Raw genomic sequence first — 22,287 nt, forward strand, 5'->3', positions numbered from 1 at the left:
ACTTTCGTTAGGATATCCAGTGATTACATAAAACCAAAAAATCCGAGCTATGAGCTCGGATTTTTTATGTGTGAATGTATAATTATTTGGCTTGTTTATCAATTTCGTTTTGAATGATTTGCCAATCATAGATTTGGAATGTTTTTCCATTGCTCATGGCAACAAAGAAACCTTTTGGGAATTTAGTTCCAAAATTGAAGTTTATCGCATCAGCTCCGTCACATTCGATAGTAGAAACTGGGATTTTAGCAATTAATTTGTGTTCATTTGGATTTGAAGCTTCACCTTGTCGTTTGTATACATTAAAATAATTTGCTTGTTGGTCTGAAATTAGGATATAGCCGTCTGTTGCATTGGTTTTATAAATTGCAATTCCTTCGTGGTCGCGTTTAAAATCTTTTTGCCCAAAGAATGCAATTTCTTCGTTTCCTTTTTCTGGATCAGCATAATATTTTCTAATTCCTGCTGTTTCGTCAGCGTAATAAATAAAGCCTAATTCTTCATCAACAGCAATGGCTTCAATCTCTTTATTACCCGAATAATTTCCAAATTTACGCACCAAAGTAGCTTCTATTTTTCCATTCTTGTTTTCTAATGCATATTGATGTAGATATTCGCCACTTACACCATCTTTACGACCAACGATTGCATAAAACTTGTTGTTTTTGCTTTTGTATAGCGCAATTCCCATTGGGTCGCGTAATGTTTCGTCTTTGAAAACTTCGATTCCGCCATCGTCAATCAATTTAAAATCTGGAAGCGAAACAATTCTAATTTTATTGTTTGCACGTTCGGTAAGTACTGCAATGTCTACGTTTTTTCCATTCAGAGGAAAACCGTACATAACATCCACATTATTTGGACGATTAAGCGGAACGATTTGGTTCACGATTTTACCATCCAAATCATAGGCATATAAACCGCCTGTTTCTTCTTGTTTGTCTGTTCCAATAATTAAAGATTTTTCAGGATTCTGATAATTGATCCAAATCGCAGGATCATCAGTATCATTTTGTGTTTGCTCTGTAGTAACAGTTGGTTTTACCGCATTTGTAGGAACTGGAGCCAGTTTAGAGGATTCACAAGAAAATAAAATTGTGAAGAGTGATAATGTGATGATTATTTTTTTCATAATTGTTTAGAAATCAAATTTTAGACCTAAAGTAAAACGTGGTTGATAATATTCGAGTTGCATTGTTTGATTCGAAACTCCTTGGTAGTAACGTAATGGTTGATTTGTTAAATTGTTTGCTTCTGCAAAAATTCGCAATTGATTCGAGAATTTATACGACGCATTTGCATCCAAAAATAATTGTTTGTCATAGTAACTATCCTCGAAAGCATTTCCTCCAATTTCGTCTAAATAAGCGGCTGTATAATTAACCGAAACACGTGCAGAAAACTTTTTGTTCTCAAATGCTAACGAACCATTAAACATATGCGGAGCTGTTTTTGGTAAATCAAGATCTTCTCTCAAATCACCATCTTCATTGGTAATTCCTTTCGCTTTCGAATCGGTGTATGTATAATTAAGATAAATTCCCAAATGTTTGAAAAATTCACCTGGAATAAAATCTAATTGACGCTGAAATGCTACCTCAAATCCGAAAACATTCACGTGATCTCCATTTCTAGCTTGTGTCATTTTCCAGTTTTCTCCAGCAGGAACTGGGTTTGCAATGTCAGGAAAAAGCGTTTGGAAATCATTTGTTGTTAATGAATTGTTTTTGTACGTATAGATAAAATCGTTTAACTTTTTATAAAAGAATCCTCCCGAAACAATTCCGATATTCTCGAAATAATTTTCAGCCATCAAATCATAATTCATGGCGTAGGTCGCTTTCAGATTTGGATTACCTGCAAAAAGCTCTGTATCTTCTTTCAAAACACTTACAAAAGGTGCTAAACTGTAATAATTCGGTCGTGCAATACTTGTTGTGAAAGCCGCTCTCAAAATAAAATCATTTGTAAATTTATGTTTCAAAGAAAGACTTGGTAAAACGTTTGTATAATCGTTTTTGTGTTTGATTTCTCCAATCAAATCTTCCTCATCTTGCACATAATTCCCAGTATAATCTATAGAAGTATTTTCGATACGAACACCAACTATTAAAGATGTTTTAGATGATAAATCTTGATCCCAACGAATATATCCAGCCGAAATGTATTCTTTCGCTTTGTAGTTTGAAGCAAGGTATTCAGAAGGTTCCAAGTTGGATTCGAAAAGATTTGTATTGTTTAAATCTAAATTTCCTAATTGATGATTCGAATAAAAATATCCTGCTTGATATTTTTTGCCAGCATTGAAACGATTGCTTGACCAATTTACAGGATTTTGAGTACTCAAATTTCCCATTCCATCTATGCTTTCGTACGAATAGAAAATATTTTCGCGCTCTTTGTCTTTCAAACGAAGGCGACCACCAAAACGTAAACGTCCTTTTTGATTTGGAATAACACTTAAGGGAACTCTGAAATTAAGCTTTGCACCAAATTCTGTTTCATCTGTATAATCGTGCTGTTCTGATAACGAACCAACTTTGAATTTTGTCAAATCTTCTGCAGAAGTTGTCGTTACATTTGGATATTTTGCATCAGATAAATCTTCATTAAACGTAACACCTTTTACACGATAATCAATGTAGCGCTCATTTGGTCTATCTTCGCTCGCTTTTGAGTAAGAAATAGCCCAATCCATATCGATTTTTGGTGATAACAAATGCTCTCCTCGCAACGAAACATTGTAAACACGTTGATCTTCTAAACGCGCATTTTTATTGCGGTTATTATCAATTCCACCTTTTGTTTGGCGGCGTATATTTCCTTTGTAAGTTCCTGTTTTTTCATCAAATTCTAAATCGCGATAAGTTACTCTATAACGGTTTTCTCGGTCGTCACGCCAATTGTAAATAGCAGAAAGGTCAATTCTATTGTTTTCATTAAACTGATAATCTGCTGAAAAAGATGCACTTCTTCTTACACGTTGAATGTCATATTTACGAATCTGAAATTGTGACAAATAGGTTTTATTTTCATCTTTGTCCCAAACAGCTTCGATATTATCTGAACCAAAATTTTGAACCTGATAACTTCCTGAAACAACTACACCTAATTTCTTGTTGAAGAATCTATTTCCATATAAAAAAGCCGAATTGTACAAACCTTTTTCGCGAATTGGCGCATAACCACCAGAAGCTGTTATAGAAATACGTTCTTTGTTTGGAACAGCACGTGTAATCAGATTTACAGCTCCACCAATTGCGTCTGCATCCATATCTGGTGTCAAAGTTTTGTTCACTTCTATAGATGAAATCATTTCCGCAGGAATTAAATCCATTTGTACATTTCGGTTATCACCTTCGGCAGATGGAATACGATCTCCATTTAACATGACCGAATTTAATTCAGGCGATAAACCTCTAATGATAATGTTTCTGGCTTCACCTTGATCGTTTTGCATTGTAACTCCAGTCACACGTTTTAACGCATCTCCGATGTTAGAATCTGGAAAACGACCAACTTGATCTGAAGAAATAATATTGGTAATATTTCCGTTATTTTTTTGTTGATTCAATGCTTTTGCTTGCCCTTTTAAATAATCTCCAACTATAACAACTTCATTTAGTTCATTGTAACCTGCGTTTAGAGAAAAATCAATAACGGCTGTTTTATTTTCGGTAACTTCTATTTGTTTTGAAATGGTTTCGTATCCCAAATAATCAATATAAATGGTATAAATACCAGGCGTAAGATTTAGAAATTGATAATTACCATTTTGGTCAGATACAGTATATTTATTGGAATTCTCGATGCGAATTGTAGCTCCTGGTAACGAAAATTGATCGTTAGAATCTATAACTTTTCCTGAGATAACGCCGCTTTGAGCCAAAACGAATGGACCTAGAATGAATAAGGAGAGTTTTAAAAGATGTTTCATTAGAAATTAAATTTCGTCAAAAATACACTTGCTATATATCTTAATTGTTAAATATTTATTAAGAAATATTTAACAATTATAAAATTACTTCAATGATTAGTATGTAATTTGATATTTAATCTAGCTTTTTACTAATTTTAGATGCGTAGTAATTGTTACTTTTGCATGAAATAAAACTTCTGATGTCGATTGCTGAATATTTAAAATTCAATCAAAAAATAAATTATAAAAACGAAATATTAGCCGGCTTAACTGTTGCTATGACAATGATTCCTGAATCGCTTTCGTTTGCAATTTTAGCTGGTTTATCACCTTTAATAGGTTTATATGGTGCATTTATCATGGGAATTGTAACGGCGGTTTTTGGAGGAAGACCAGCGATGGTTGCGGGTGGAGCAGGTGCTACCGTTATCACTTTAATCGCGTTGAATGCTACGTATGGTGAGCAATATATTTTTGCTGCGGTTGCTTTAGCAGGAGTTTTCCAGATAGTAGTTGGTGTTTTCAAATTAGGAAGATTTGTTCGTTTAATTCCTCAACCTGTTATGTATGGCTTTCTAAATGGTTTGGCGGTTGTTATTTTTATGTCACAAATAGAACAATTCAAATCAACTACGAATGGAATAACGAGTTGGTTGAGTGGTACACCTTTTTATACGATGGCTGGATTGACGCTAATTACAGTTCTGATAGTTTATTTCTTTCCGAAATTAACGAAAATTATTCCAGCTTCTTTGGTTGCAATTCTTGTGACTTTTCTATTGGTAATCGGATTTCATATTGATACAAAGACTGTTGGTGATATTGCGAGTATCAAAGGAGAACTGCCAAGTTTTCATATTCCGAGTGTTCCGTTTACGTTAGAAACCTTGAAAATTATTTTGCCTTATTCGATTATTATGGGTTCGGTTGGGTTAATTGAAACTTTGCTAACGCTTACTTTGGTGGATGAGGTGACTGAAACGAAAGGTTCGTCGAATAAAGAATGTTTGGCGCAAGGTGCTGCAAATATTACAAATGGTTTTTTCGGTGGAATGGGAGGTTGTGCAATGATTGCTCAGACATTTGTTAATTTAGATGCAGGTTCTCGTTCGAGATTAGGACCAGCAATTGGTGCAATTACAATCTTGATTATTATTCTAATTGGTGCTCCAGTGATTGAGAAAATTCCAATGGCAGCACTTGTTGGTGTAATGATGATGGTTGCGATTTCAACTTTTAAATGGGGATTTTTTAAATTAATAACAAAAATGCCAAAATCGGATGTGTTTGTAAGTATTTTGGTGGCGATTATCACGATTGTGTTACATAACCTTGCTTTGGCTGTTTTTGTAGGTGTTATTGTTTCGGCTTTGGTTTTTGCTTGGGATAATGCTAAACGTATTCGAGCACGTAAATTTGTTGATGAAAATGGACGAAAAATATATGAGATTTATGGACCACTTTTCTTTGGTTCGACTTCTACTTTTTTAGAGAAATTTGAAATTAATTCTGATCCAAGAATAATTGTTATAGATTTGAAAGAGAGTAGAATAGTTGATATGAGTGCAATCGAAGCTTTAAATATTATTACATCTAAATATGCACAACAAGATAAAATTGTAATTTTGCAACATTTGAGTAAAGATTCTATTCGATTATTAGAAAATGCAAAAAGCGTTATTGAGGTAAATATCGAAGAAGATCCAACTTATAATGTGATGCCGAAATAAAAAAGTCAGCTTTTTAGAAGCTGATTTTTTTATAAATATCGTTCATTAATCACATTCATATGATGGATAGAATGACCAGCCATTACATAACCAATTTTCTCAACAGAAAACTCTCGATCACCAACTTTTCCTATTTTGTTTAATGTTTCATCATTAAAAGATTCAAACTGAAAGTAAGTTGCTTTCATCAAATTTGTCCATTCTTTTATCAACTCTTCAGGCTTTCTTTCATTTGCGTTCGAAGTCAACACATAGGCATTTTCATCAAAGAAATTCAACGTTTGCGAATCTTCTCTCGCAATATGTTGCGCACGATAAGAAAAAATACGTTCACAATCTATACAATGTTGTATCATTTCTTTGATAGTCCATTTTCCATCTGCGTACGCATAATCCCATTTATCTAATTCTGTTACAATTATTAATGTTTTCTTGATATCAGCAATACGCGTCTGTAAAGCATCTACAACTTCTATTCCATCGTAAATAGAAGTATAATTGTCGTGGTTTATTGTATTCATTATTCAGTAATTTTTTACAATTTAAGGATAATTTGATGGAGTTATTTTAAGTATTTGTTAAAAATAAACCTTCATTTTTTTGAATATATTTCCGATTTTAATAAAAAAATACGATTCTTTTAGAAATTTAGAATCTTTTATCTGATAAATTTATTTTCCTGAAAATCGTTGCTAAGTTTGAGTTGGAAAGTAATTTTAAAAACATAGAATATAAGCACATGATTTCTAACTTATCATACTCAAGTGGGGCGTCACAATATCCTCTTTTAGGAGAAACGATTGGCGAAAATTTACGAAATACAGTTGCAAAATATCCGCAGCAAGAGGCTTTGGTTTGCGTTGATCAAAATTATAGAGCGACGTACACAGAGTTTTATTCACAAACTGAACAAATTGCAAAATCATTGATTGCTATTGGTTTGCAAAAAGGTGATCGCGTAGGTATTTGGGCGCCAAATCGTGCAGAATGGACGTTATTACAATATGCAACGGCTCGTGTGGGAATGATTTTGGTTAATTTGAACCCTGCTTATCGCGAAAATGAACTCGAGTTTGTATTAAATCAAGCAGAAATTTCGGCTGTTTTCGCTGCTTTAAGTTTTAAAACAAGTGAATATAAAGTGATGTTGAACAATGTAAAAGACAATGCGAAATCACTAAAACATATCATCATTTTTGAAGAAAATTGGGATGATTTTTTGATTAAAGGAGAAGAAATTTCGACTTCAGAAGTGCATCAAATAGAGCAATCTGTTCAGTTTGATGATGCTGTAAATATTCAATATACATCTGGAACAACAGGCTTTCCAAAAGGAGTAACTTTAACGCATCATAATTTATTGAACAATGGTTTTTTTATTGGTGTTCGATTAAATTATACGCATCGTGATCGTGTTTGTATTCCTGTTCCATTTTATCATTGTTTTGGAATGGTAATCGGCAATATGGCTTGTACTTCGCATGGTGCTTGTATGGTGATTCCTTCGGATAGTTTTGATCCAGCAAAAACATTAAATGCAGTCGAAATCGAAAAATGTACATCACTTTACGGAGTTCCGACTATGTTTATTGCGGAATTAGAATTACCAAATTTTGATCGTTTCGATTTAACATCTTTGAGAACAGGTGTAATGGCTGGTTCGCCTTGTCCGATTGAAATTATGAAGAAAGTGCAAGCTAAAATGAATATGAAAGAAGTTTCGATTTGTTATGGAATGACAGAAACTTCGCCAGTTTCGACACAAACCATTATCGGAACGCCTTTAGAAAAGCAAGTTTCGACGGTTGGAACGGTTCAAGATCATTTAGAAATTAAAATTATAGATCCACAAACAGGAGATATTTTACCTCGCGGAATTGCTGGTGAATTTTGTACAAGAGGTTATTCTGTAATGCAAAAATATTGGAACAATCCAGAAGCAACTGCGCAAGTTATTGACGAAAATAATTGGTTGCATACCGGTGATTTAGCGACAATGGATGTAGATGGATACATTAACATTACGGGACGCATTAAAGATATTATCATTAGAGGAGGAGAAAATATTTCACCAAAAGAGATTGAGGATTTTTTGTACGAACATGAATCAATTTCGGATGTTCAAATTATTGGCGTTCCAAGTATCAAATACGGAGAAGAGGTAATGGCTTGGGTGAAAGTGAAAGATGGTATTACTATAACCGAAGACGAATTGAAGGCTTATTGTTTATCCATCGCTCATTTCAAACGCCCTAAATATTGGAAATTTGTACAAGAATTTCCAATGACAATTTCAGGAAAAATTCGAAAAATTGAAATGAGAGAAGTTTCGATAAAAGAATTAGGTTTAGAAAATGCTCGAAAAGTGAAAACATCTTAAAAAAAGTATTAAAATCTATTTAAAAAGTAGACTTAAAAATAATTATTTCAATTATCTTTGAGTCTATTTTAATTTATAAAAATAAACGATCTAAACGATGTCAAATATCTTATTAATCGAAGATGAACAGGCAATCCGCAACGTTTTGAAAAGCATTTTAATGGACGAAAATCCAAAATGGAATGTGGATGAAGCTGAAAACGGAGCTGTTGGGCTTGAAAAAATAAAAGAAAAAGAATACGACTTAATTATAAGTGATATAAAAATGCCATTGAAAGATGGAATGGAGGTTTTATCGGAAGCGATGGAATATAATCCAGACCTAACAATGGTGATGATTACGGGGCACGGAGATGTTGATTTGGCTGTTGATGCGATCAAAAAAGGTGCGTACGATTTTATCTCAAAACCACCAGATCTTAATAAATTATTGACGACTGTTCGTAATGCTTTAGACCGTAAATCGTTGCTATCTTCGAACAAAGAATTGAAGAAAGAAAACAAAGCATTAAAGAAAAAAGTTGCTAAAAAATATGAAATGATTGGTGATGCTCCTGCAATTGCAGAAGTGAAACAAATTATAGATAAAGTGGCTGCTACAGATGCTCGTGTATTGATTCTTGGTCCAAATGGAACAGGAAAAGAGTTGGTTGCACATCATTTACACGAAAAAAGTAATCGTAATGTAAAACCTTTAGTTGAAGTAAATTGTGCTGCAATTCCAGCGGAATTAATTGAAAGTGAATTATTTGGTCACGTGAAAGGGTCGTTTACCGGAGCTGTGAAAGACAAACAAGGTAAGTTTGAATTAGCAAATGAAGGAACAATTTTCTTAGATGAAATAGGGGATATGAGTCTTTCTGCTCAAGCAAAAGTTTTGCGTGCGCTACAAGAAGGAAAAGTTTCGCCAGTTGGTTCTGAGAAAGAGATTAATGTAAATGTTCGTGTAATTGCTGCAACAAATAAAGACTTACGAAAAGAGATTGAGGAAGGTCGTTTTCGCGAGGATTTATACCATCGTTTAGCGGTAATTATTATTAATGTTCCAGCACTTAATGATCGTAAGGATGATATTCCTGCTTTGGTTGAACATTTTATTACTGATACAACAAGTCAAAAATCTTTTGATAATTCAGCGTATGATGCTTTGAAAGAATTAGATTGGTCAGGAAATATTCGTGAGTTAAGAAATGTTGTTGAACGTTTATTGATTTTGGGTGATGATCCAATTTCGAGAAAAGATGTTGAACAATTCGTGAAAAAATAATTCATCTCAGATGAAAAAGATTTTCTTTTTGCTATTTATCAGTCAACTCTTTTTATTTTCTTGTAAAAAGGACAATGTAGAAGTGGATAAAAGTTCAGATAGCTTATCGCATGAAGATGTATTGTCTTTAGAAAAAAATTCTGTTTTTACAAATGAAACGCTTGTTTATAAGGGTGTTTTTGAAGGAAAATATTTTGGGGATAAAATTGTTTTGAAATTAGCAGATGATAAATTTACTGCTGAATACAAAGGTCAATCTTATAACGGAGAATTATTCAAAAAAGATGATGGATCGTTGATGGAGATTGATTCAAAAAAGAAAAAATTACCTTTTCAATTTTTACGTTGGTCGGACAATTCGGAGATTATGATTCTCAATGAAGATGGAATGGCTGATGATAATGGTGAAAATTATTTAACAAGAATTTCAGACAAATGAAAATAAAATTTACATGGATTTTAAGTCTTATTGCAATTACTTTTTTAGTAAGTTGTAATTCTTCTTCAGCCAGTAAAAATGATGAATTAGGAAAACGTTTTTTCGAAAATTATTCATCTCGAAAAGATTACAAGAAAATGTTGTCTTTTTACAATGATAGTTTGGTATATGAAAATGTAGCACAATATTCGGGAGGTTCTACGGTAGATCCGCGTTATTTATTGAATGATATTATTCGTTGGAGTGATCAAACGATGCAATATGAAAATAATAAATTATTGAAAGTAAATGAATTATTTTCTAACGATTCGATGATTATTGCAAACGGAGAATTTTCGCCTTATACCTATAATGGAATGAAGTTTCCAGCGATGAAATTCACGACATATTTGTATTTAGATCAAAATTCGAAAATCAAAAAACAAGTTGATTGGTTTAATTATCCAATTGAGGATATTATAGAGTTGTATCAATTGCAACAAGGTCAAGACAAAATAAAACTAGATAAACAATAGTTTTTAGTAAATCCAGTTAGAGTTTTTTAACTGGATTTTTTTATTTTTAGATATGATAAGAATTGCCGTAGAAAATGATATTCCTGAACTGAAAAGAATGATGATAAAATTGTTACAACATCATCAAGAGTTTAATGCATTGTATCAAATAGATTTGACCTACAAACATGATATTGATGATTTTTTCAAGGGAATTTTACATCAACAGAATATAAAAATATTTGTAGCCGAAATAGAAAATCAGTTGACGGGATATATTATTTGTTCGAAACATCTTCGTCCGAAATATTTTGTGATTAAATCAAAAGGAAGAATAGATTCGTTGTATGTTGATGCAAATTATCGCAATCAAAACATCGCTTCTAAATTGGTTAAAGAAGCGATAAATTTCTTGAACGACCAAGCATATATTGAATTAGAATTTACAGCTGAAAATCAATTTGCAAAAGGTTTTTGGCTGAAAAATGGTTTTGAGATTTTGAATTATCAATGTATTTTGAAATTGAATTAATTACAAGAAAAAAGCCATTGAGCAAACCATCAAAGCTGTAATTCCTGTATAAAAAAGTCCGATAATTACAACATAACCCAACTTACGATGACTCGTTGAAAATCTTCCAGGTAATTGTTTTTTCTTATTTTGATTTTTCGATTTGAAAATTGTAAAAGCCCAAACAATATACGTTAAAACAGCTCCAATAATATGTGCCCAAAGTGTGGTATGAAAAAACGTTGTTGCTAAATATGGACTCACTTTTACCAAACTACCAGAACCTCCAGAAAAACGAATCGTTAATTCCAATAAAATAACGCCTGTAACACAAGCATAAAATAAGTTTTTTTGAACTTTTATATGTTGCTCATATTTTCCTTGTTTTACTAATTTTACCGCATACAAAGCAATAAAAGGAGCAAATATTGATAAAATTAACATGCCGTAAACGACGATTTGACTAATTGACATCATGAAATAATTTTTATTCAAAAGTATTTGTCACAGCGGAATTGAACAATTTTTTTAGACGAACTACAAATTTTTCACGACCAAATTAGTTCACTTTCCAAAAGCTTTTTCGTTACTTCGCTAAAAGTTTTGAAGATGCAAGATTTCGTGAAAAAATATCCACTTATTTTCCATTTATTGGGATGGATCGGAATTGCATTTATCTTTTTCATCATTTTTCCGCTTACCTATCGCATCAATTTACCACTAGAACACTACGTTTATCATGCAATTTTACTTGTCTTTTTAATGATATTGTATTATTTGAATGTAGGTTTTTTATTGCCAAAAATTAGTTGGAGAAAAAATGGCGTTTTGTATATTTTAACGTTAATAATTTTGACCATTTTTCTGATTCTTGTGATGAATCAAGTAGAAGAAATGTTGCAATTAAATCAAAAACTTCATCAAATATTACATCCAAATCAGCCAACAAATGCGAAGCAAAATTCATTTTTCATTTCGATTTATATTTCAATTTTTGCTTTACTAATTTTCGCGATTGGAATTTCATCTCATTTGATTAAAAATTGGAACAAAGAAGAAAAGAAAAAATTTTTGTTGAAAGAAGAAAAAACCAAAGCTGAATTAAGTGTTTTGAAAGCGCAAATTAATCCGCATTTCTTTTTCAATACATTAAATACGATTCATTCGTTAACTTATTTTGAAGTTGAGAAGTCGAGAATTGCAATTCAGAAAATGGCTAAAATGATGCGTTTTGTGTTGAATGAAGAGCAAAATGATAAAGTTTTACTGAAAGATGAAATTAGTTTTATCGAAAATTATATTGATTTGATGCGTTTTCGGATTCCAGAAAATGTAACGTTAAAAGTTGAGATTTCTACTTATGAAAATGAGTTAGAAATTGCGCCAATGATATTGTTGACGTTTATAGAAAATGCTTTTCAATATGGAATTTCGACGACGAAAGATTGTGGAATTTGTTTGAAGATTAATGTTGAAAATGGATTATTAATTTTAGAAACAACAAATGAAATCTTTGATAATAAACGAGTTAATCGTTCTAAAAATATTGGAATTCAAAATACGCTAAAACGTTTAGAAATTATGTATTCGTCAAATTATGAATATGTTGCAAAGATAGAATCAAACGTTTACAAATGTTTACTAAAAATTAAGTTGAAATGAAATTAACCTGTATTGCGATTGATGATGAGCCTTTAGCGTTGAAATTGTTAGAGAATTTTATTCGTCATTCTGATGATTTAGAGTTGGTTGCGAGTTTTAATTCTTCTCAATCTGCCCAATTATTTCTACTTAAAAATCAAGTTGATTGTATTTTTTTGGATATTGAAATGCCCGAGTTAAATGGAATTGATTTTGTAAAATCGTTGTCAGAAAATGATGTAAAAGCGTCAATTGTTTTTGTGTCTGCTTATAGCAATTATGCGATAGAAGGTTTTAAAGTTTCGGCAACAGATTTTTTGCTTAAACCTTATAGTTTTGAAGATTTTGAACGAACAATTTCTAAAATAAAACATCAAAAAAATCTTGAAAATTTATTGAAACAAAACGACGATATTTTCATTAAAATTGATGCAAAGCAAGTAAAAATAAAGCTTTCGTCTATTTTGTATATCGAAAGTATGAAGGATTATTTGAAAATATATTCTGAGGAAAAGGAGTTACCGTATATTCCGTTGATGACATTGAAAAAAATGAAGGAAAATTTACCTGATAATTTTATTCAGATTAATCGTTCGCATATTATCAATTTTAATAAAGTGACTTCTTTTGGGAAAAATAATTTAATAATAGGAAAGAAAGAATTTAATTTATCAGAGAAATATAAATCTGATTTTGAGAAGTATATCAAATAAAAAAGCTCCAAAATTTTGGAGCTTGTAATTGTTATTTAACTATTATTGTTCTGAGTTAAAGTAGACTTTATAATAATACATTTTCTTTTCTTCGTCAAAACCACGCTCCAAATATTCTTCGGCTGCATCAGGATTTGTCAAATCTAATTTGATGTTAATCTTTGTATCTAATTTAATTTCACTTTTAATTTTCTTAGATTCTTTCATCAAAGTTGGAACTGAAACTTCGAAAGCTTCCACAAATTCAACACGATTATTTTCGCTATAATCTTTCTTATATTCTTTGAATTCATCAATAATTTCGAAAGGTTTCAAAACTTGATCTTCAAAAATTTCATTCGTTACAACTTCATTCGAATTCAACACATTTATCGAATTTGAGATAAATTCTGCTTGTTGTTTTTTGTCTGTTTTATCCAAAAGAAAATCATTCGAGAAATCTGTAATCAACTCCATATATTTCTTCGTATGGTAATTGTTATCCTTAATCAAATCAATTTCCAAGAAATTTTTCTTCCAATATTCTGACTCCACATTTTTATCATCGATAGAGTAGACGCGGAAACCTTCGTCGCGATAAGCATCAAGAATAAGACAGGCTTTGTCGATTCCTTCTAGCTTATAACCTTTCCAAATGTTGTAATCTAAACCACGTGATTCGTCAAAACGCAAGAATTTCTTCTTATTCTCTAATTTATAAATTCCAATTCCACGGCAAGGAATTCCGTCGAACATCATATTTTCGAAAAGGGCAATAAAAACTTCACCACTTTTGATCTGCGGATGTAATGATTTCTCGTATAAATGACTTAAAACTTCTTGCGAAAAATCGATAAAATCTATTTCTTCATCAAACATTTGCTTGCATTGATTGTACAAAACATTAAATTCTAATTTTTCTGTATAATGCGTGAAACGATTAATTTCGAGTGTTTTTTTGAACGGACTTAATAAGAAAGGAACCAATTGTTCTTCCTTAGATTCATCGTATTCTAGTGTTTTATCGGCAAAAATGTTAGCTTCTTCTCGAACTTTATGTCCAACTTTTTGTAAACTAATAAAGGCGATGTAAGCATTTTTAACGTCAATCATTTTATATAATTTCTTAAAAACAAAAGTAATCAATTCAGAAATCAATACAAACGATGTCAGGAATAAAAATATTTAACAAAATTGTCAAACAAAATTGTTAATGCAATTCATTGAATTTGAATGGCTTATAAATTATTTTGATGATTTATTGATTTTGTATGCTTAAAATTTATAATTATGGCACGGAAATAGTATTAGGAGAGATGTCTTAATTTATTAAAAAGTTGGATGATGAAAAAAATTAGATTTACACTTTTAGGAGTAGCTTTTACAGCCATGTTAGCTGTTGGTGTAAATGCTCAAGATAGAGGTCAAAGAGGTGGTGAGAGAAGCAACTTCAAGAAGTCAAGGAAATGGACGCTCTGAAATGGCTAGAACAGAAAATAGAACTAGTCGTATTGAAGGAAATAGAACAGAAAGAATAGATCGCGGTAATTCTACGAATGAATCTTGGAAAAACTCTACAAATAGAACAGAACGTGAAACGAGTACACGTATAGATAGAAACAATACAGCGATTGTAAGTAGTAGACCAAGTTCTAACAAAGATTGGAATAATAGTAGAAATAACAGAGAAAATAGCCAAGGAAATCAAGGCAACAGATCTGAGAGTTTAAAAAACAGAGATTTCTACAACAATCCAGTTCGTATAAATTCTAGTTCATACAACAGAGGAAACCGACCAGTTTCTAATGTGAATGTAAGAAACTATAACAAGTATTCGTACAACAGTTATAATTTCTACGGAAACAACGGTATTTACTATCGTCCTTATAACAATGGATATGTGAGATATATGCCATACGTAGGATTTAGAATTAATATTTTACCAGTAGGTTATGTAACAATTAATATTGGTAATAGAAATCCATATTATTTCTACGAAGGAGTTTATTACAGCCCTAATAGAAATTATTATGAAGTAGTTCAAGCTCCACTAGGTGCTATCGTATATGCGTTACCAGCAGGATATGAAAGAGTAGATTATGGAGGAGAATATCTGTATGAATTTGGAGGTGTTTTGTACCAAAAAATTTACAATAGAGGAACAAGAGCTTATCAAGTAGTAGGTTATTTAGATTAGTATAGGTTTTAGTAGTTAAGTAAAAGCCCAAACAGATTGTCTGTTTGGGCTTTTTATTTGTAGCGAAGAGCAGAATCGAACTGCCGACCTCAGGGTTATGAATCCTGCGCTCTAACCATCTGAGCTACCTCGCCTAAATTTTAATTTTTGCAAAGGTAATTTTTTTTTGATTTTATAACAAAACTTATTTTGATTTTCTTTGGTAGATACAATTCATTTTATATCTTGCGACTTCAATAAAATAGAATTATGCCAAAAAAGAAATATCAAGTAGAATTTTCAATCAAGTCTTCACCGTCTTTGCTATATAACTATATTTCAAACCCTTCTGGTTTATCAGAATGGTTTGCAGATAACGTAAATTCTCGTGGAGAAAAATATACTTTTATTTGGGATGGACACGAAGAATCTGCATTTTTGATGAAATCTAAGCAAGATGGATACGTGCGCTTTCAATGGGAATATGATGAAGATACAAAATATTTCTTCGAATTAACAATTGTAGAAGACGATTTAACGAACGATGTATCATTAGTTATTACAGATTTTGCTGATGAAGACGAAGTAGAAGAATCAAAACAATTGTGGGAAAGTCAAATTGAAGATCTAAAAAAAATCTTAGGATCTGTTTAAAATCTATTATTTTGAAAATTAACTTAGGTGGCGTTATTGTCGAAAAAGCAAATGCAGAAATAGGAATTCAGAACAGAGCTTTTCGTAATGGTGATGCTGTAAAAGAAATTTTGCGATTTGTAAATGGTGAAATTATTGATTGGGAAGATCATTATTTCAATTTAATGGCTTCTATGCGTATTTACCGCATGAATATTCCGTTAGATTTTACACCAGAATTTTTTCAAGAACAAATCAATTTATTAGCAGAAGCAAATCAGACCAAATCAGGGAAAGTAGAATTTTTTGCGTTCAGAAATGATGAGGAAGATTATCTAAAAGCATCCATCAATTATTTGATTTCCATTGAAAATAGTGAAAATGATTGGGAGTTTTTACAAGCTGAAAACGAAATTGATGTTTACAAAGATTATGCGATCAATACTGCATTTTATTCACTCGTGAATACGTATCGTCCAGAAGAAAATATTGCAGAAATCTATCGTTTAGAGAATGATTATGCTGATATTATTTTGGTAAATGCAAACAAAAAAATGGCGCGTTCTTTACGAGGAAATATTTTTGTTGTGAATGGAGAAACGATTCGTACACCGAAAAAAGAAGAAGGTGTTATTACTAGTGTTTTGAGAAATAATTTCATTACAAAAATTAATAAAGCCGAAGAATTTAAAGTAGAAGAAGTCGAAATTTTTCCATTTGAAATTCAGAAGGCAGAAGAAGTTTTCATTTTGATTGATGGAATTGGAATTTTACCAATTACCAAAAATCGTAAAAAAGAATACACTTTAGACAAAACAAAATCGATTTTTAAGTATTTATAATTGATTAATTCATAGAAGGATCAGCGGGGGTGTTTAGCCAAATTAAGTTCTCACCTCCAAGCTGTTTCATCAATTTTTTCCACAAATCAGCATCCCAACGCTCAAAAATATCAAAATCCAAATCCGTTACAGCCCACGAATTATTGTTTAATTCATCTTTGATTTGCTTTGGTGCCCAACCACAATATCCAATAAAAAACTTGATTTCATCTTGACTAATCAAATTCTGATTTACTGCATCACGCACATCTTCATACACGCCAGACCAATATAAATTTTCAGTAATTTTTTCACTATTTCTGATTAAATCAGGTCGTTTGTGAATATAATAGATGTTTTCTTTATCGACAGGTCCACCTTCAAAAACAATAGATGCAGACTCCATTTCAGACACAAAAATACTAATCGGAATATGAGAAGAATGATTAAGAATAAAACCAATACTTCCAGATTCTAAGTGTTCTGTAATTAAAATTACACTTCTCTGAAAAATATCGTTACTTAATGTTGGTTTTGCGACCAAAATAGCTCCTTTTTTTATACTTTTGATAGACATTTTTGTTTCGGTTTTGTTACGTAAATCTTAACGAAATATACAATTAGCTGTTTAAAAATATAAAATAATCATTAATGAAACAAGATTTAAGTTATAAAAGAAAAGTTTACGAAAAACAGTCGATGAATTTTGATTCGTTAAGAGAAAATCCGATCGAACAATTTCGTGATTGGTTTCTGCAAGCTGAAGAATCGGATGGAGTGGATGAAGCAAATGCGATGTCTGTTGCAACGATTGGTGAAGATGGATTTCCGAGAACGCGTGTTGTTTTATTGAAAAGATATACGGACGAAGGTTTTATTTTTTATACGAATTACAATAGTCAGAAAGGAAAAGCTTTGTTAGAGAATCCGCATGTTTGTTTGTCATTTTTTTGGCCATTTCTAGAAAGACAGATTATTATAAAAGGTGTGGCTGAAAAAACTTCGGATAATAATTCGGATGGATATTTCGAAACACGTCCAAGAAGTAGCCAGTTAGGTGCTTGGATTTCGGCGCAAAGTTCTGTGATTGATGAGCACGAAGATTTGACGGCAGAGGAATTGGAATTAGAAAAAAAATACGAAGGAAAAGAAATTCCTCGTCCAGCACATTGGGGAGGTTTCTTGATTCGCCCAACTGAGATAGAGTTTTGGCAAGGACGTCCAAGTCGTTTACACGATAGAGTTCGTTATGTTTTACAAGACGATTTTGATTGGAAAAAAGAGCGTTTAGCACCTTAAGATATAAAACAAAAGCCTCTAATTAAGAGGCTTTTGTTTTTGATGTATAGTCTAACAATGGTTCGTATTCTTTTAGAAAAGCAGATTTCTTTTGAAACAATAAATTATTTGAAATTTGATCTACAAAGTATAAATTTTCAATCAAATTCTCAAAAGCATTGTTGTTATAACCTGTAGAGTCAAAAAAGAAAATCCAATCTTCATCTATAAAATATTGCGCATTTTCAATTTCTCGAATTGTTATTTTTTCTTTTGCTATTTCACTTTGTAGAATATCTTTTGTTACTTTTTTCAGTTGTTCTACTCGATCATTCAGAACTGTTAAAGCCTCAATTCTTAGTTTTTCGTGAATAGGTTTTGTTGCAAAATTAATATGAGTTCTAATTTCATTTACCAATTGAATATTCGCTGATAAATCTGCTTCAACTTTGATACAATCTTCTAATAAAATAGATTTTTGTTCATCTAAATTAGATCTGAAAAAGATTTTGATATTGTCTAAATATTCAGAAAACTCAACTTCTTTTTCCTTATTTATTTGCTCCAATTCTTCTTTAATTTTCAGTACATCTTGTTTTTTATTGTAAACAACATTGTTGTATTTGAATGGTTGCGGCTTTTTTTGACTGGAAAAAAAATCTAATTGCAATAAATCAATTTGTAAAGCTAAATATTGTTTTGCAACTATAATATTTTCATCCGAAAACAATTCATTCGTAGGAATATTTTGTTGTTTATCCGTTAAATCAGCTTTTTTAATTCGATCAAAAGGTAAATCATAATTTGAAAAAAAATGATTGTAAACTTTAGGGTAATTGTATTTATTATGAATGCTTTTAAACGTTTCAATAAATTCTGAATTGTCTATTTCATTGACACGATATAAATTTAATTGAAAGAAAAAATTGAATGTAAATTCTTCTTCAAATTCATTATTTTTTTGAAGTAATGTAATGGCTTTTGGAGATTTGTCTATCTCAGAATGATGATTTGTAGACGCTATATTTGCTAAACGTTTGTCCATTTCTGGATGCGTCGACCATAAATCTTCAAATTGTAGTAAAGAATGATTTTGATTAAATTCATTAATTCCAACAATTGCTAAATTATTTTCTAAAGAAAGTTCGTAATCATCGATATAAAAGTCAACTAATTGATTCATATTTTGATAAATATTAGTCGAAAACTTTTTATCATCTTGTAAACTTGTATAAAAATTGGCTAATTCTTGGTAAACAAATTGATACAATTCTATTCTCAATAATGGTTTGCTCATCGTCTCAATTCCCACAACATTTGTTGCAATTTGATCCGCATGAAATTCCATTTCTCGACTTAATTTTAGATAATTAAATTCTAATTTTTTGTGAATTATTTTCAAAATAGATTCAATCATTTTATTGTAAGCAACAGCGCCCATCGAAATAAAACCAACAATTCCATTAATTTGACCTAAATTATCGACATCAAATTTTAAGGTTTGATTACTGTATAAAATATCTTCCATAATTTTGGTCGCATTCCCAACATGACTACCAATTGTCATTGATTTTTGAGAAAAATGCCCAAATTCGTGCGCAATAATTCCTTTTAACTCATTTTGAGAAATACCATGAAGCAAACCAACACCAATTGACAAATTTTTTCTCGTTGGAAAAACTAAACTTTGTAAATTGTTCGAGTAGGAAACATATGCATTTACATCATCAATAATAAATACTTTTTTGGGATGTTTTGTGCCAACTTTATCTGCGGTTGCTTTTATTAATTTGAATAATTCTGGTTGATCCGTTTCAAAAATTTCAATTCCATTTGTAGCTGTTTTTTTGAAAATATTTAGAATAAATTTAATATTATAGTAAACGATTAAACCTCCTAAAGCCAACAGTCCCAAACCTAAAAAAATGGTAATCCACATTGGTTTAGCAATGACGATAGCGATTCCTCCACAAACACAAATTATGAAAATGATGATGCTCAAAATTGTAGAAAAGAAGAGAGTAATCAAGAAAAGAGCAATCCATACTGCCGATTTTTTTTGCGCCTTTTTGTACGTTTCGGAAACGTTTATTTTAAAAGAATTCATAGTGTTAATTAAAGTTTCGAATATAAAAAAACCTGATGAAATTTCATCAGGTTTTTTCTATATCATTTTATTGTTGATTATTTATTAAACTCTTGTGCAGTTTTACGAATAATCGCTAAACATTCGTGTAATTGTTCTTCGTTCATCACTAAAGGAGGAGCGAAACGAATGATGTTTCCGTGTGTAGGTTTGGCTAATAATCCGTTGTCTTTCATTGCAACACAGAAATTCCATGCTGTTTCAGATTCTGGTGTATCGTTGATTAAAATTGCATTTAATAAACCTTTTCCACGAACTGATTTGAATAATGGAAATTCTTCAGCCATTTTCGTGATTTCTGTTCTAAAAATTTGTCCTAATTTTTCAGAATTTTCAGCTAATTTTTCGTCCAAAACAACTTGCAAAGCTTCTGTAGCAACAGCCGCAGCTAATGGATTACCTCCATAAGTAGAACCGTGTTGTCCTGGTTTGATGACATTCATTATTTCATCATTTGCTAAAACTGCAGATACTGGATAAGCTCCACCTGAAACGGCTTTACCTAAGATTAAAACATCAGCATCAATATTTTCGTGATCGATTGCTAACATTTTTCCTGTACGTGCGATTCCTGTTTGAATTTCGTCCGCGATAAATAAAACATTATGTTGTTTACATAATTCTTCACAAGCTTTCAAATATCCTTCAGAAGGTACATTAACACCAGCTTCTCCTTGAATTGGTTCTACTAAGAATCCACAAATTTTATCTGCTTTTTCTTCTAAAATTTGTTTCAAAGCTTCAACATCATTGTATTCTACAGCTTCGAAACCACTTGTGTAAGGATTGAAATTTTTACGTGCATCTTCATCATTCGAGAAAGAAATAATAGTAGTTGTACGACCATGGAAATTGTCTTTACATACTACAATAATCGCTTCACCAGTTGGAATTCCTTTCTTTTCGTAACCCCATTTACGAGCAATTTTTAGCGCTGTTTCTACAGCTTCTGCACCCGTATTCATTGGCAATACTTTATCGAAACCGAATAATTCTGTGATAAATTTTTCGTATTTTCCTAATTCCGCATTATAAAAAGCACGAGAAGTTAACGTTAATTTTTCGGCTTGATCTTTCAACGCTTTAATAATTCTAGGATGACAGTGACCTTGATTAACAGCTGAATAAGCTGATAAAAAGTCGAAATATTTTTTTCCATCAACATCCCAAACGTAAACACCTTCACCTTTTTCCAATACAACTGGAAGTGGGTGATAGTTATGCGCTCCGTATTTTTCTTCTAATGCAATTAATTCTGCTGATTTTTCCATGTAATGATTTGTTATTGTTTGTTCGTAATATTTTATAAAAAAACCGACAAATAATGGTCGGTTCTATTTCGTTTCTAAATTTTTCTCAATTAATTGAATATCTTTTCCAAAGAATTTTTTTGCCACTTTTATAATATTATCTGTATTGTCAGAAATATAAAATGTATAGTTTGCAACAGTATCTTTCGCAGCCAATTTTCCTTCTTTTGCCAATTGATAAATTACTTGATTCACGACAATTAAAGGTGAATTTACGATATCAACTTTTCCTTCAAATACTTGATTGATTTCTTTTTCCAGATGTGTATAATGCGTACATCCTAAAATAATCGAATCAATTCCTTCTAATTTTTTGTTCAATAAATACGTTTCTAAAACTGCTTTAGAAATCGTAGAATTTGTAAAACCCTCTTCGATAACAGGTACTAAGAGAGGAGTAGCCATTTCAATAACCGTAATATGTTTATTTCGACGACGAATTGCTTTCTTGTACGCGCCCGAATTTACAGTTGCTTTTGTTGCAATAACACCTATCTTTTCTCTTAATTCGAACGAAACTTTCTCCGCAACAGGCGAAATAACATCGATAACAGGAACATCTTTTCCTGCAGCTTCTCTAATTTCTTTCAACGAATTAGCGGTTGCAGAATTACATGCAACTAAAATCGCTTTACAATTATTGTCTATTAAAAAATTAGTAATGTCTACCGAAAATTGTGTAATCGCTTCTTTCGATTTTTCTCCATAAGGCAAATTTTGAGTATCGCCAAAATAGATCAAACTTTCGTTTGGTAGCAGACGTTTTATTTCTTTTGCAAACGTCAAACCACCAACTCCAGAGTCGAAAACACCAATTGGTCTGTTATCATTCATATCGCAAATTTAACAA

The 22,287-nt window shown here is 31.4% G+C and carries 22 protein-coding genes and 1 tRNA gene; 13 read left to right on the forward strand and 10 right to left on the reverse strand.

The genetic code is table 11. From position 1 onward, the window contains the following. Nucleotides 1-82: 82 nt before the first annotated feature. Nucleotides 83-1,132 carry a phytase gene (locus B3R94_RS12455; protein WP_291101192.1) on the reverse strand — a complete coding sequence of 350 codons (1,050 nt, stop codon included), beginning with the start codon at nucleotides 1,130-1,132 and terminating at the stop codon, nucleotides 83-85. A gap of 6 nt (nucleotides 1,133-1,138) precedes the next feature. Continuing rightward, nucleotides 1,139-3,937 carry a TonB-dependent receptor gene (locus tag B3R94_RS12460; RefSeq protein WP_291101195.1) on the reverse strand — a complete coding sequence of 933 codons (2,799 nt, stop codon included), beginning with the start codon at nucleotides 3,935-3,937 and terminating at the stop codon, nucleotides 1,139-1,141. Between the two features lie 182 nt (nucleotides 3,938-4,119). Between B3R94_RS12460 and B3R94_RS12465 the strand changes: the two genes are divergently transcribed. Then, nucleotides 4,120-5,649, forward strand: a complete 1,530-nt coding sequence (locus B3R94_RS12465; RefSeq protein ID WP_291074615.1) for a SulP family inorganic anion transporter — start codon at nucleotides 4,120-4,122, stop codon at nucleotides 5,647-5,649. Between the two features lie 29 nt (nucleotides 5,650-5,678). Here B3R94_RS12465 and B3R94_RS12470 read toward each other — a convergent pair whose 3' ends face one another. Beyond that, on the reverse strand, nucleotides 5,679-6,170 hold the full coding sequence (locus tag B3R94_RS12470; protein ID WP_291101198.1) for a DinB family protein: 492 nt from the start codon (nucleotides 6,168-6,170) through the stop codon (nucleotides 5,679-5,681). 218 nt (nucleotides 6,171-6,388) lie between these two features. Between B3R94_RS12470 and B3R94_RS12475 the strand changes: the two genes are divergently transcribed. The 5 genes from B3R94_RS12475 (at nucleotide 6,389) to B3R94_RS12495 (ending at nucleotide 10,761) form a co-directional block, all read left to right on the forward strand. After that, nucleotides 6,389-8,029 carry an AMP-binding protein gene (locus B3R94_RS12475; RefSeq protein ID WP_291101202.1) on the forward strand — a complete coding sequence of 547 codons (1,641 nt, stop codon included), beginning with the start codon at nucleotides 6,389-6,391 and terminating at the stop codon, nucleotides 8,027-8,029. A gap of 97 nt (nucleotides 8,030-8,126) precedes the next feature. Next, nucleotides 8,127-9,296, forward strand: coding sequence for a sigma-54-dependent transcriptional regulator (locus B3R94_RS12480; RefSeq protein WP_291101205.1), 1,170 nt, complete (start codon nucleotides 8,127-8,129; stop codon nucleotides 9,294-9,296). Between the two features lie 10 nt (nucleotides 9,297-9,306). After that, nucleotides 9,307-9,735, forward strand: coding sequence for a hypothetical protein (locus tag B3R94_RS12485; protein WP_038330520.1), 429 nt, complete (start codon nucleotides 9,307-9,309; stop codon nucleotides 9,733-9,735). Further along, complete coding sequence (locus B3R94_RS12490; RefSeq protein WP_038330521.1) at nucleotides 9,732-10,250, forward strand: hypothetical protein; 519 nt, start codon at nucleotides 9,732-9,734, stop codon at nucleotides 10,248-10,250. The genes B3R94_RS12485 and B3R94_RS12490 overlap by 4 nt, the downstream gene beginning before the upstream one ends. Nucleotides 10,251-10,302: 52 nt before the next feature. Then, nucleotides 10,303-10,761, forward strand: coding sequence for a GNAT family N-acetyltransferase (locus tag B3R94_RS12495; protein WP_291101207.1), 459 nt, complete (start codon nucleotides 10,303-10,305; stop codon nucleotides 10,759-10,761). Here the strand turns inward: B3R94_RS12495 and B3R94_RS12500 are convergent, their stop codons facing one another. Then, nucleotides 10,762-11,217, reverse strand: a complete 456-nt coding sequence (locus tag B3R94_RS12500) for a DUF420 domain-containing protein (RefSeq protein WP_291101210.1) — start codon at nucleotides 11,215-11,217, stop codon at nucleotides 10,762-10,764. 132 nt (nucleotides 11,218-11,349) lie between these two features. Between B3R94_RS12500 and B3R94_RS12505 the strand changes: the two genes are divergently transcribed. Both B3R94_RS12505 and B3R94_RS12510 read left to right on the forward strand, forming a co-directional pair. Then, on the forward strand, nucleotides 11,350-12,402 hold the full coding sequence (locus B3R94_RS12505; RefSeq protein ID WP_291101213.1) for a sensor histidine kinase: 1,053 nt from the start codon (nucleotides 11,350-11,352) through the stop codon (nucleotides 12,400-12,402). Beyond that, on the forward strand, nucleotides 12,399-13,094 hold the full coding sequence (locus B3R94_RS12510) for a LytR/AlgR family response regulator transcription factor (RefSeq protein ID WP_280061525.1): 696 nt from the start codon (nucleotides 12,399-12,401) through the stop codon (nucleotides 13,092-13,094). The genes B3R94_RS12505 and B3R94_RS12510 overlap by 4 nt, the downstream gene beginning before the upstream one ends. 42 nt (nucleotides 13,095-13,136) lie before the next feature. Here the strand turns inward: B3R94_RS12510 and B3R94_RS12515 are convergent, their stop codons facing one another. Continuing rightward, nucleotides 13,137-14,186: a nucleoid-associated protein gene (locus tag B3R94_RS12515; protein ID WP_038330727.1), complete on the reverse strand. Its 1,050-nt coding sequence runs from the start codon at nucleotides 14,184-14,186 to the stop codon at nucleotides 13,137-13,139. Between the two features lie 231 nt (nucleotides 14,187-14,417). On the opposite strand from B3R94_RS12515, the gene B3R94_RS14295 reads away from it, so the two are divergent. After that, complete coding sequence (locus B3R94_RS14295; protein WP_160279569.1) at nucleotides 14,418-14,552, forward strand: Phr family secreted Rap phosphatase inhibitor; 135 nt, start codon at nucleotides 14,418-14,420, stop codon at nucleotides 14,550-14,552. Beyond that, nucleotides 14,491-15,270 carry a DUF6515 family protein gene (locus B3R94_RS12520; protein WP_369012329.1) on the forward strand — a complete coding sequence of 260 codons (780 nt, stop codon included), beginning with the start codon at nucleotides 14,491-14,493 and terminating at the stop codon, nucleotides 15,268-15,270. The genes B3R94_RS14295 and B3R94_RS12520 overlap by 62 nt, the downstream gene beginning before the upstream one ends. Before the next feature lie 60 nt (nucleotides 15,271-15,330). Here the strand turns inward: B3R94_RS12520 and B3R94_RS12525 are convergent. Continuing rightward, nucleotides 15,331-15,404: transfer RNA gene (locus B3R94_RS12525), tRNA-Met, on the reverse strand. Nucleotides 15,405-15,519: 115 nt separating this feature from the next. On the opposite strand from B3R94_RS12525, the gene B3R94_RS12530 reads away from it, so the two are divergent. Both B3R94_RS12530 and B3R94_RS12535 read left to right on the forward strand, forming a co-directional pair. Beyond that, a complete protein-coding gene (locus tag B3R94_RS12530; protein ID WP_038330532.1) occupies nucleotides 15,520-15,903 on the forward strand; it encodes an START-like domain-containing protein in 384 nt (127 codons plus the stop codon). Between the two features lie 11 nt (nucleotides 15,904-15,914). After that, nucleotides 15,915-16,724, forward strand: a complete 810-nt coding sequence (locus tag B3R94_RS12535) for an aminotransferase class IV (RefSeq protein ID WP_125349477.1) — start codon at nucleotides 15,915-15,917, stop codon at nucleotides 16,722-16,724. A gap of 4 nt (nucleotides 16,725-16,728) precedes the next feature. On the opposite strand, the gene B3R94_RS12540 is transcribed toward B3R94_RS12535, so the two are convergent. Then, on the reverse strand, nucleotides 16,729-17,280 hold the full coding sequence (locus tag B3R94_RS12540) for a YqgE/AlgH family protein (RefSeq protein ID WP_219033938.1): 552 nt from the start codon (nucleotides 17,278-17,280) through the stop codon (nucleotides 16,729-16,731). 74 nt (nucleotides 17,281-17,354) lie between these two features. On the opposite strand from B3R94_RS12540, the gene pdxH reads away from it, so the two are divergent. After that, nucleotides 17,355-18,002, forward strand: a complete 648-nt coding sequence (gene pdxH / locus B3R94_RS12545; RefSeq protein WP_291101219.1) for a pyridoxamine 5'-phosphate oxidase — start codon at nucleotides 17,355-17,357, stop codon at nucleotides 18,000-18,002. 22 nt (nucleotides 18,003-18,024) lie between these two features. Here pdxH and B3R94_RS12550 read toward each other — a convergent pair whose 3' ends face one another. The 3 genes from B3R94_RS12550 to murI all read right to left on the reverse strand — a co-directional run bounded on the left by B3R94_RS12550 (nucleotide 18,025) and on the right by murI (nucleotide 22,271). Continuing rightward, nucleotides 18,025-20,088 carry a M48 family metalloprotease gene (locus tag B3R94_RS12550; protein WP_115000402.1) on the reverse strand — a complete coding sequence of 688 codons (2,064 nt, stop codon included), beginning with the start codon at nucleotides 20,086-20,088 and terminating at the stop codon, nucleotides 18,025-18,027. A 77-nt stretch (nucleotides 20,089-20,165) separates the two neighbouring features. Next, on the reverse strand, nucleotides 20,166-21,398 hold the full coding sequence (gene rocD / locus B3R94_RS12555) for an ornithine--oxo-acid transaminase (RefSeq protein WP_115000400.1): 1,233 nt from the start codon (nucleotides 21,396-21,398) through the stop codon (nucleotides 20,166-20,168). A gap of 63 nt (nucleotides 21,399-21,461) precedes the next feature. Continuing rightward, complete coding sequence (gene murI, locus B3R94_RS12560) at nucleotides 21,462-22,271, reverse strand: glutamate racemase (protein WP_125349482.1); 810 nt, start codon at nucleotides 22,269-22,271, stop codon at nucleotides 21,462-21,464. Nucleotides 22,272-22,287: the final 16 nt, after the last annotated feature.

The sequence above is a fragment of the Empedobacter sp. UBA7611 genome, assembly GCF_002484365.1.
Taxonomy (GTDB): Bacteria; Bacteroidota; Bacteroidia; order Flavobacteriales; family Weeksellaceae; genus Empedobacter; species Empedobacter falsenii_B.

Bases quoted from the DNA above. Each gene is read 5' to 3' on its own strand.
- B3R94_RS12455 (WP_291101192.1), bottom strand. From the start codon at position 1,132: ATGAAAAAAATAATCATCACATTATCACTCTTCACAATTTTATTTTCT.
- B3R94_RS12460 (WP_291101195.1), bottom strand. From the start codon at position 3,937: ATGAAACATCTTTTAAAACTCTCCTTATTCATTCTAGGTCCATTCGTT.
- B3R94_RS12465 (WP_291074615.1), top strand. From the start codon at position 4,120: ATGTCGATTGCTGAATATTTAAAATTCAATCAAAAAATAAATTATAAA.
- B3R94_RS12470 (WP_291101198.1), bottom strand. From the start codon at position 6,170: ATGAATACAATAAACCACGACAATTATACTTCTATTTACGATGGAATA.
- B3R94_RS12475 (WP_291101202.1), top strand. From the start codon at position 6,389: ATGATTTCTAACTTATCATACTCAAGTGGGGCGTCACAATATCCTCTT.
- B3R94_RS12480 (WP_291101205.1), top strand. From the start codon at position 8,127: ATGTCAAATATCTTATTAATCGAAGATGAACAGGCAATCCGCAACGTT.
- B3R94_RS12485 (WP_038330520.1), top strand. From the start codon at position 9,307: ATGAAAAAGATTTTCTTTTTGCTATTTATCAGTCAACTCTTTTTATTT.
- B3R94_RS12490 (WP_038330521.1), top strand. From the start codon at position 9,732: ATGAAAATAAAATTTACATGGATTTTAAGTCTTATTGCAATTACTTTT.
- B3R94_RS12495 (WP_291101207.1), top strand. From the start codon at position 10,303: ATGATAAGAATTGCCGTAGAAAATGATATTCCTGAACTGAAAAGAATG.
- B3R94_RS12500 (WP_291101210.1), bottom strand. From the start codon at position 11,217: ATGATGTCAATTAGTCAAATCGTCGTTTACGGCATGTTAATTTTATCA.
- B3R94_RS12505 (WP_291101213.1), top strand. From the start codon at position 11,350: ATGCAAGATTTCGTGAAAAAATATCCACTTATTTTCCATTTATTGGGA.
- B3R94_RS12510 (WP_280061525.1), top strand. From the start codon at position 12,399: ATGAAATTAACCTGTATTGCGATTGATGATGAGCCTTTAGCGTTGAAA.
- B3R94_RS12515 (WP_038330727.1), bottom strand. From the start codon at position 14,186: ATGATTGACGTTAAAAATGCTTACATCGCCTTTATTAGTTTACAAAAA.
- B3R94_RS14295 (WP_160279569.1), top strand. From the start codon at position 14,418: ATGAAAAAAATTAGATTTACACTTTTAGGAGTAGCTTTTACAGCCATG.
- B3R94_RS12530 (WP_038330532.1), top strand. From the start codon at position 15,520: ATGCCAAAAAAGAAATATCAAGTAGAATTTTCAATCAAGTCTTCACCG.
- B3R94_RS12540 (WP_219033938.1), bottom strand. From the start codon at position 17,280: ATGTCTATCAAAAGTATAAAAAAAGGAGCTATTTTGGTCGCAAAACCA.
- pdxH (WP_291101219.1), top strand. From the start codon at position 17,355: ATGAAACAAGATTTAAGTTATAAAAGAAAAGTTTACGAAAAACAGTCG.
- B3R94_RS12550 (WP_115000402.1), bottom strand. From the start codon at position 20,088: ATGAATTCTTTTAAAATAAACGTTTCCGAAACGTACAAAAAGGCGCAA.
- rocD (WP_115000400.1), bottom strand. From the start codon at position 21,398: ATGGAAAAATCAGCAGAATTAATTGCATTAGAAGAAAAATACGGAGCG.
- murI (WP_125349482.1), bottom strand. From the start codon at position 22,271: ATGAATGATAACAGACCAATTGGTGTTTTCGACTCTGGAGTTGGTGGT.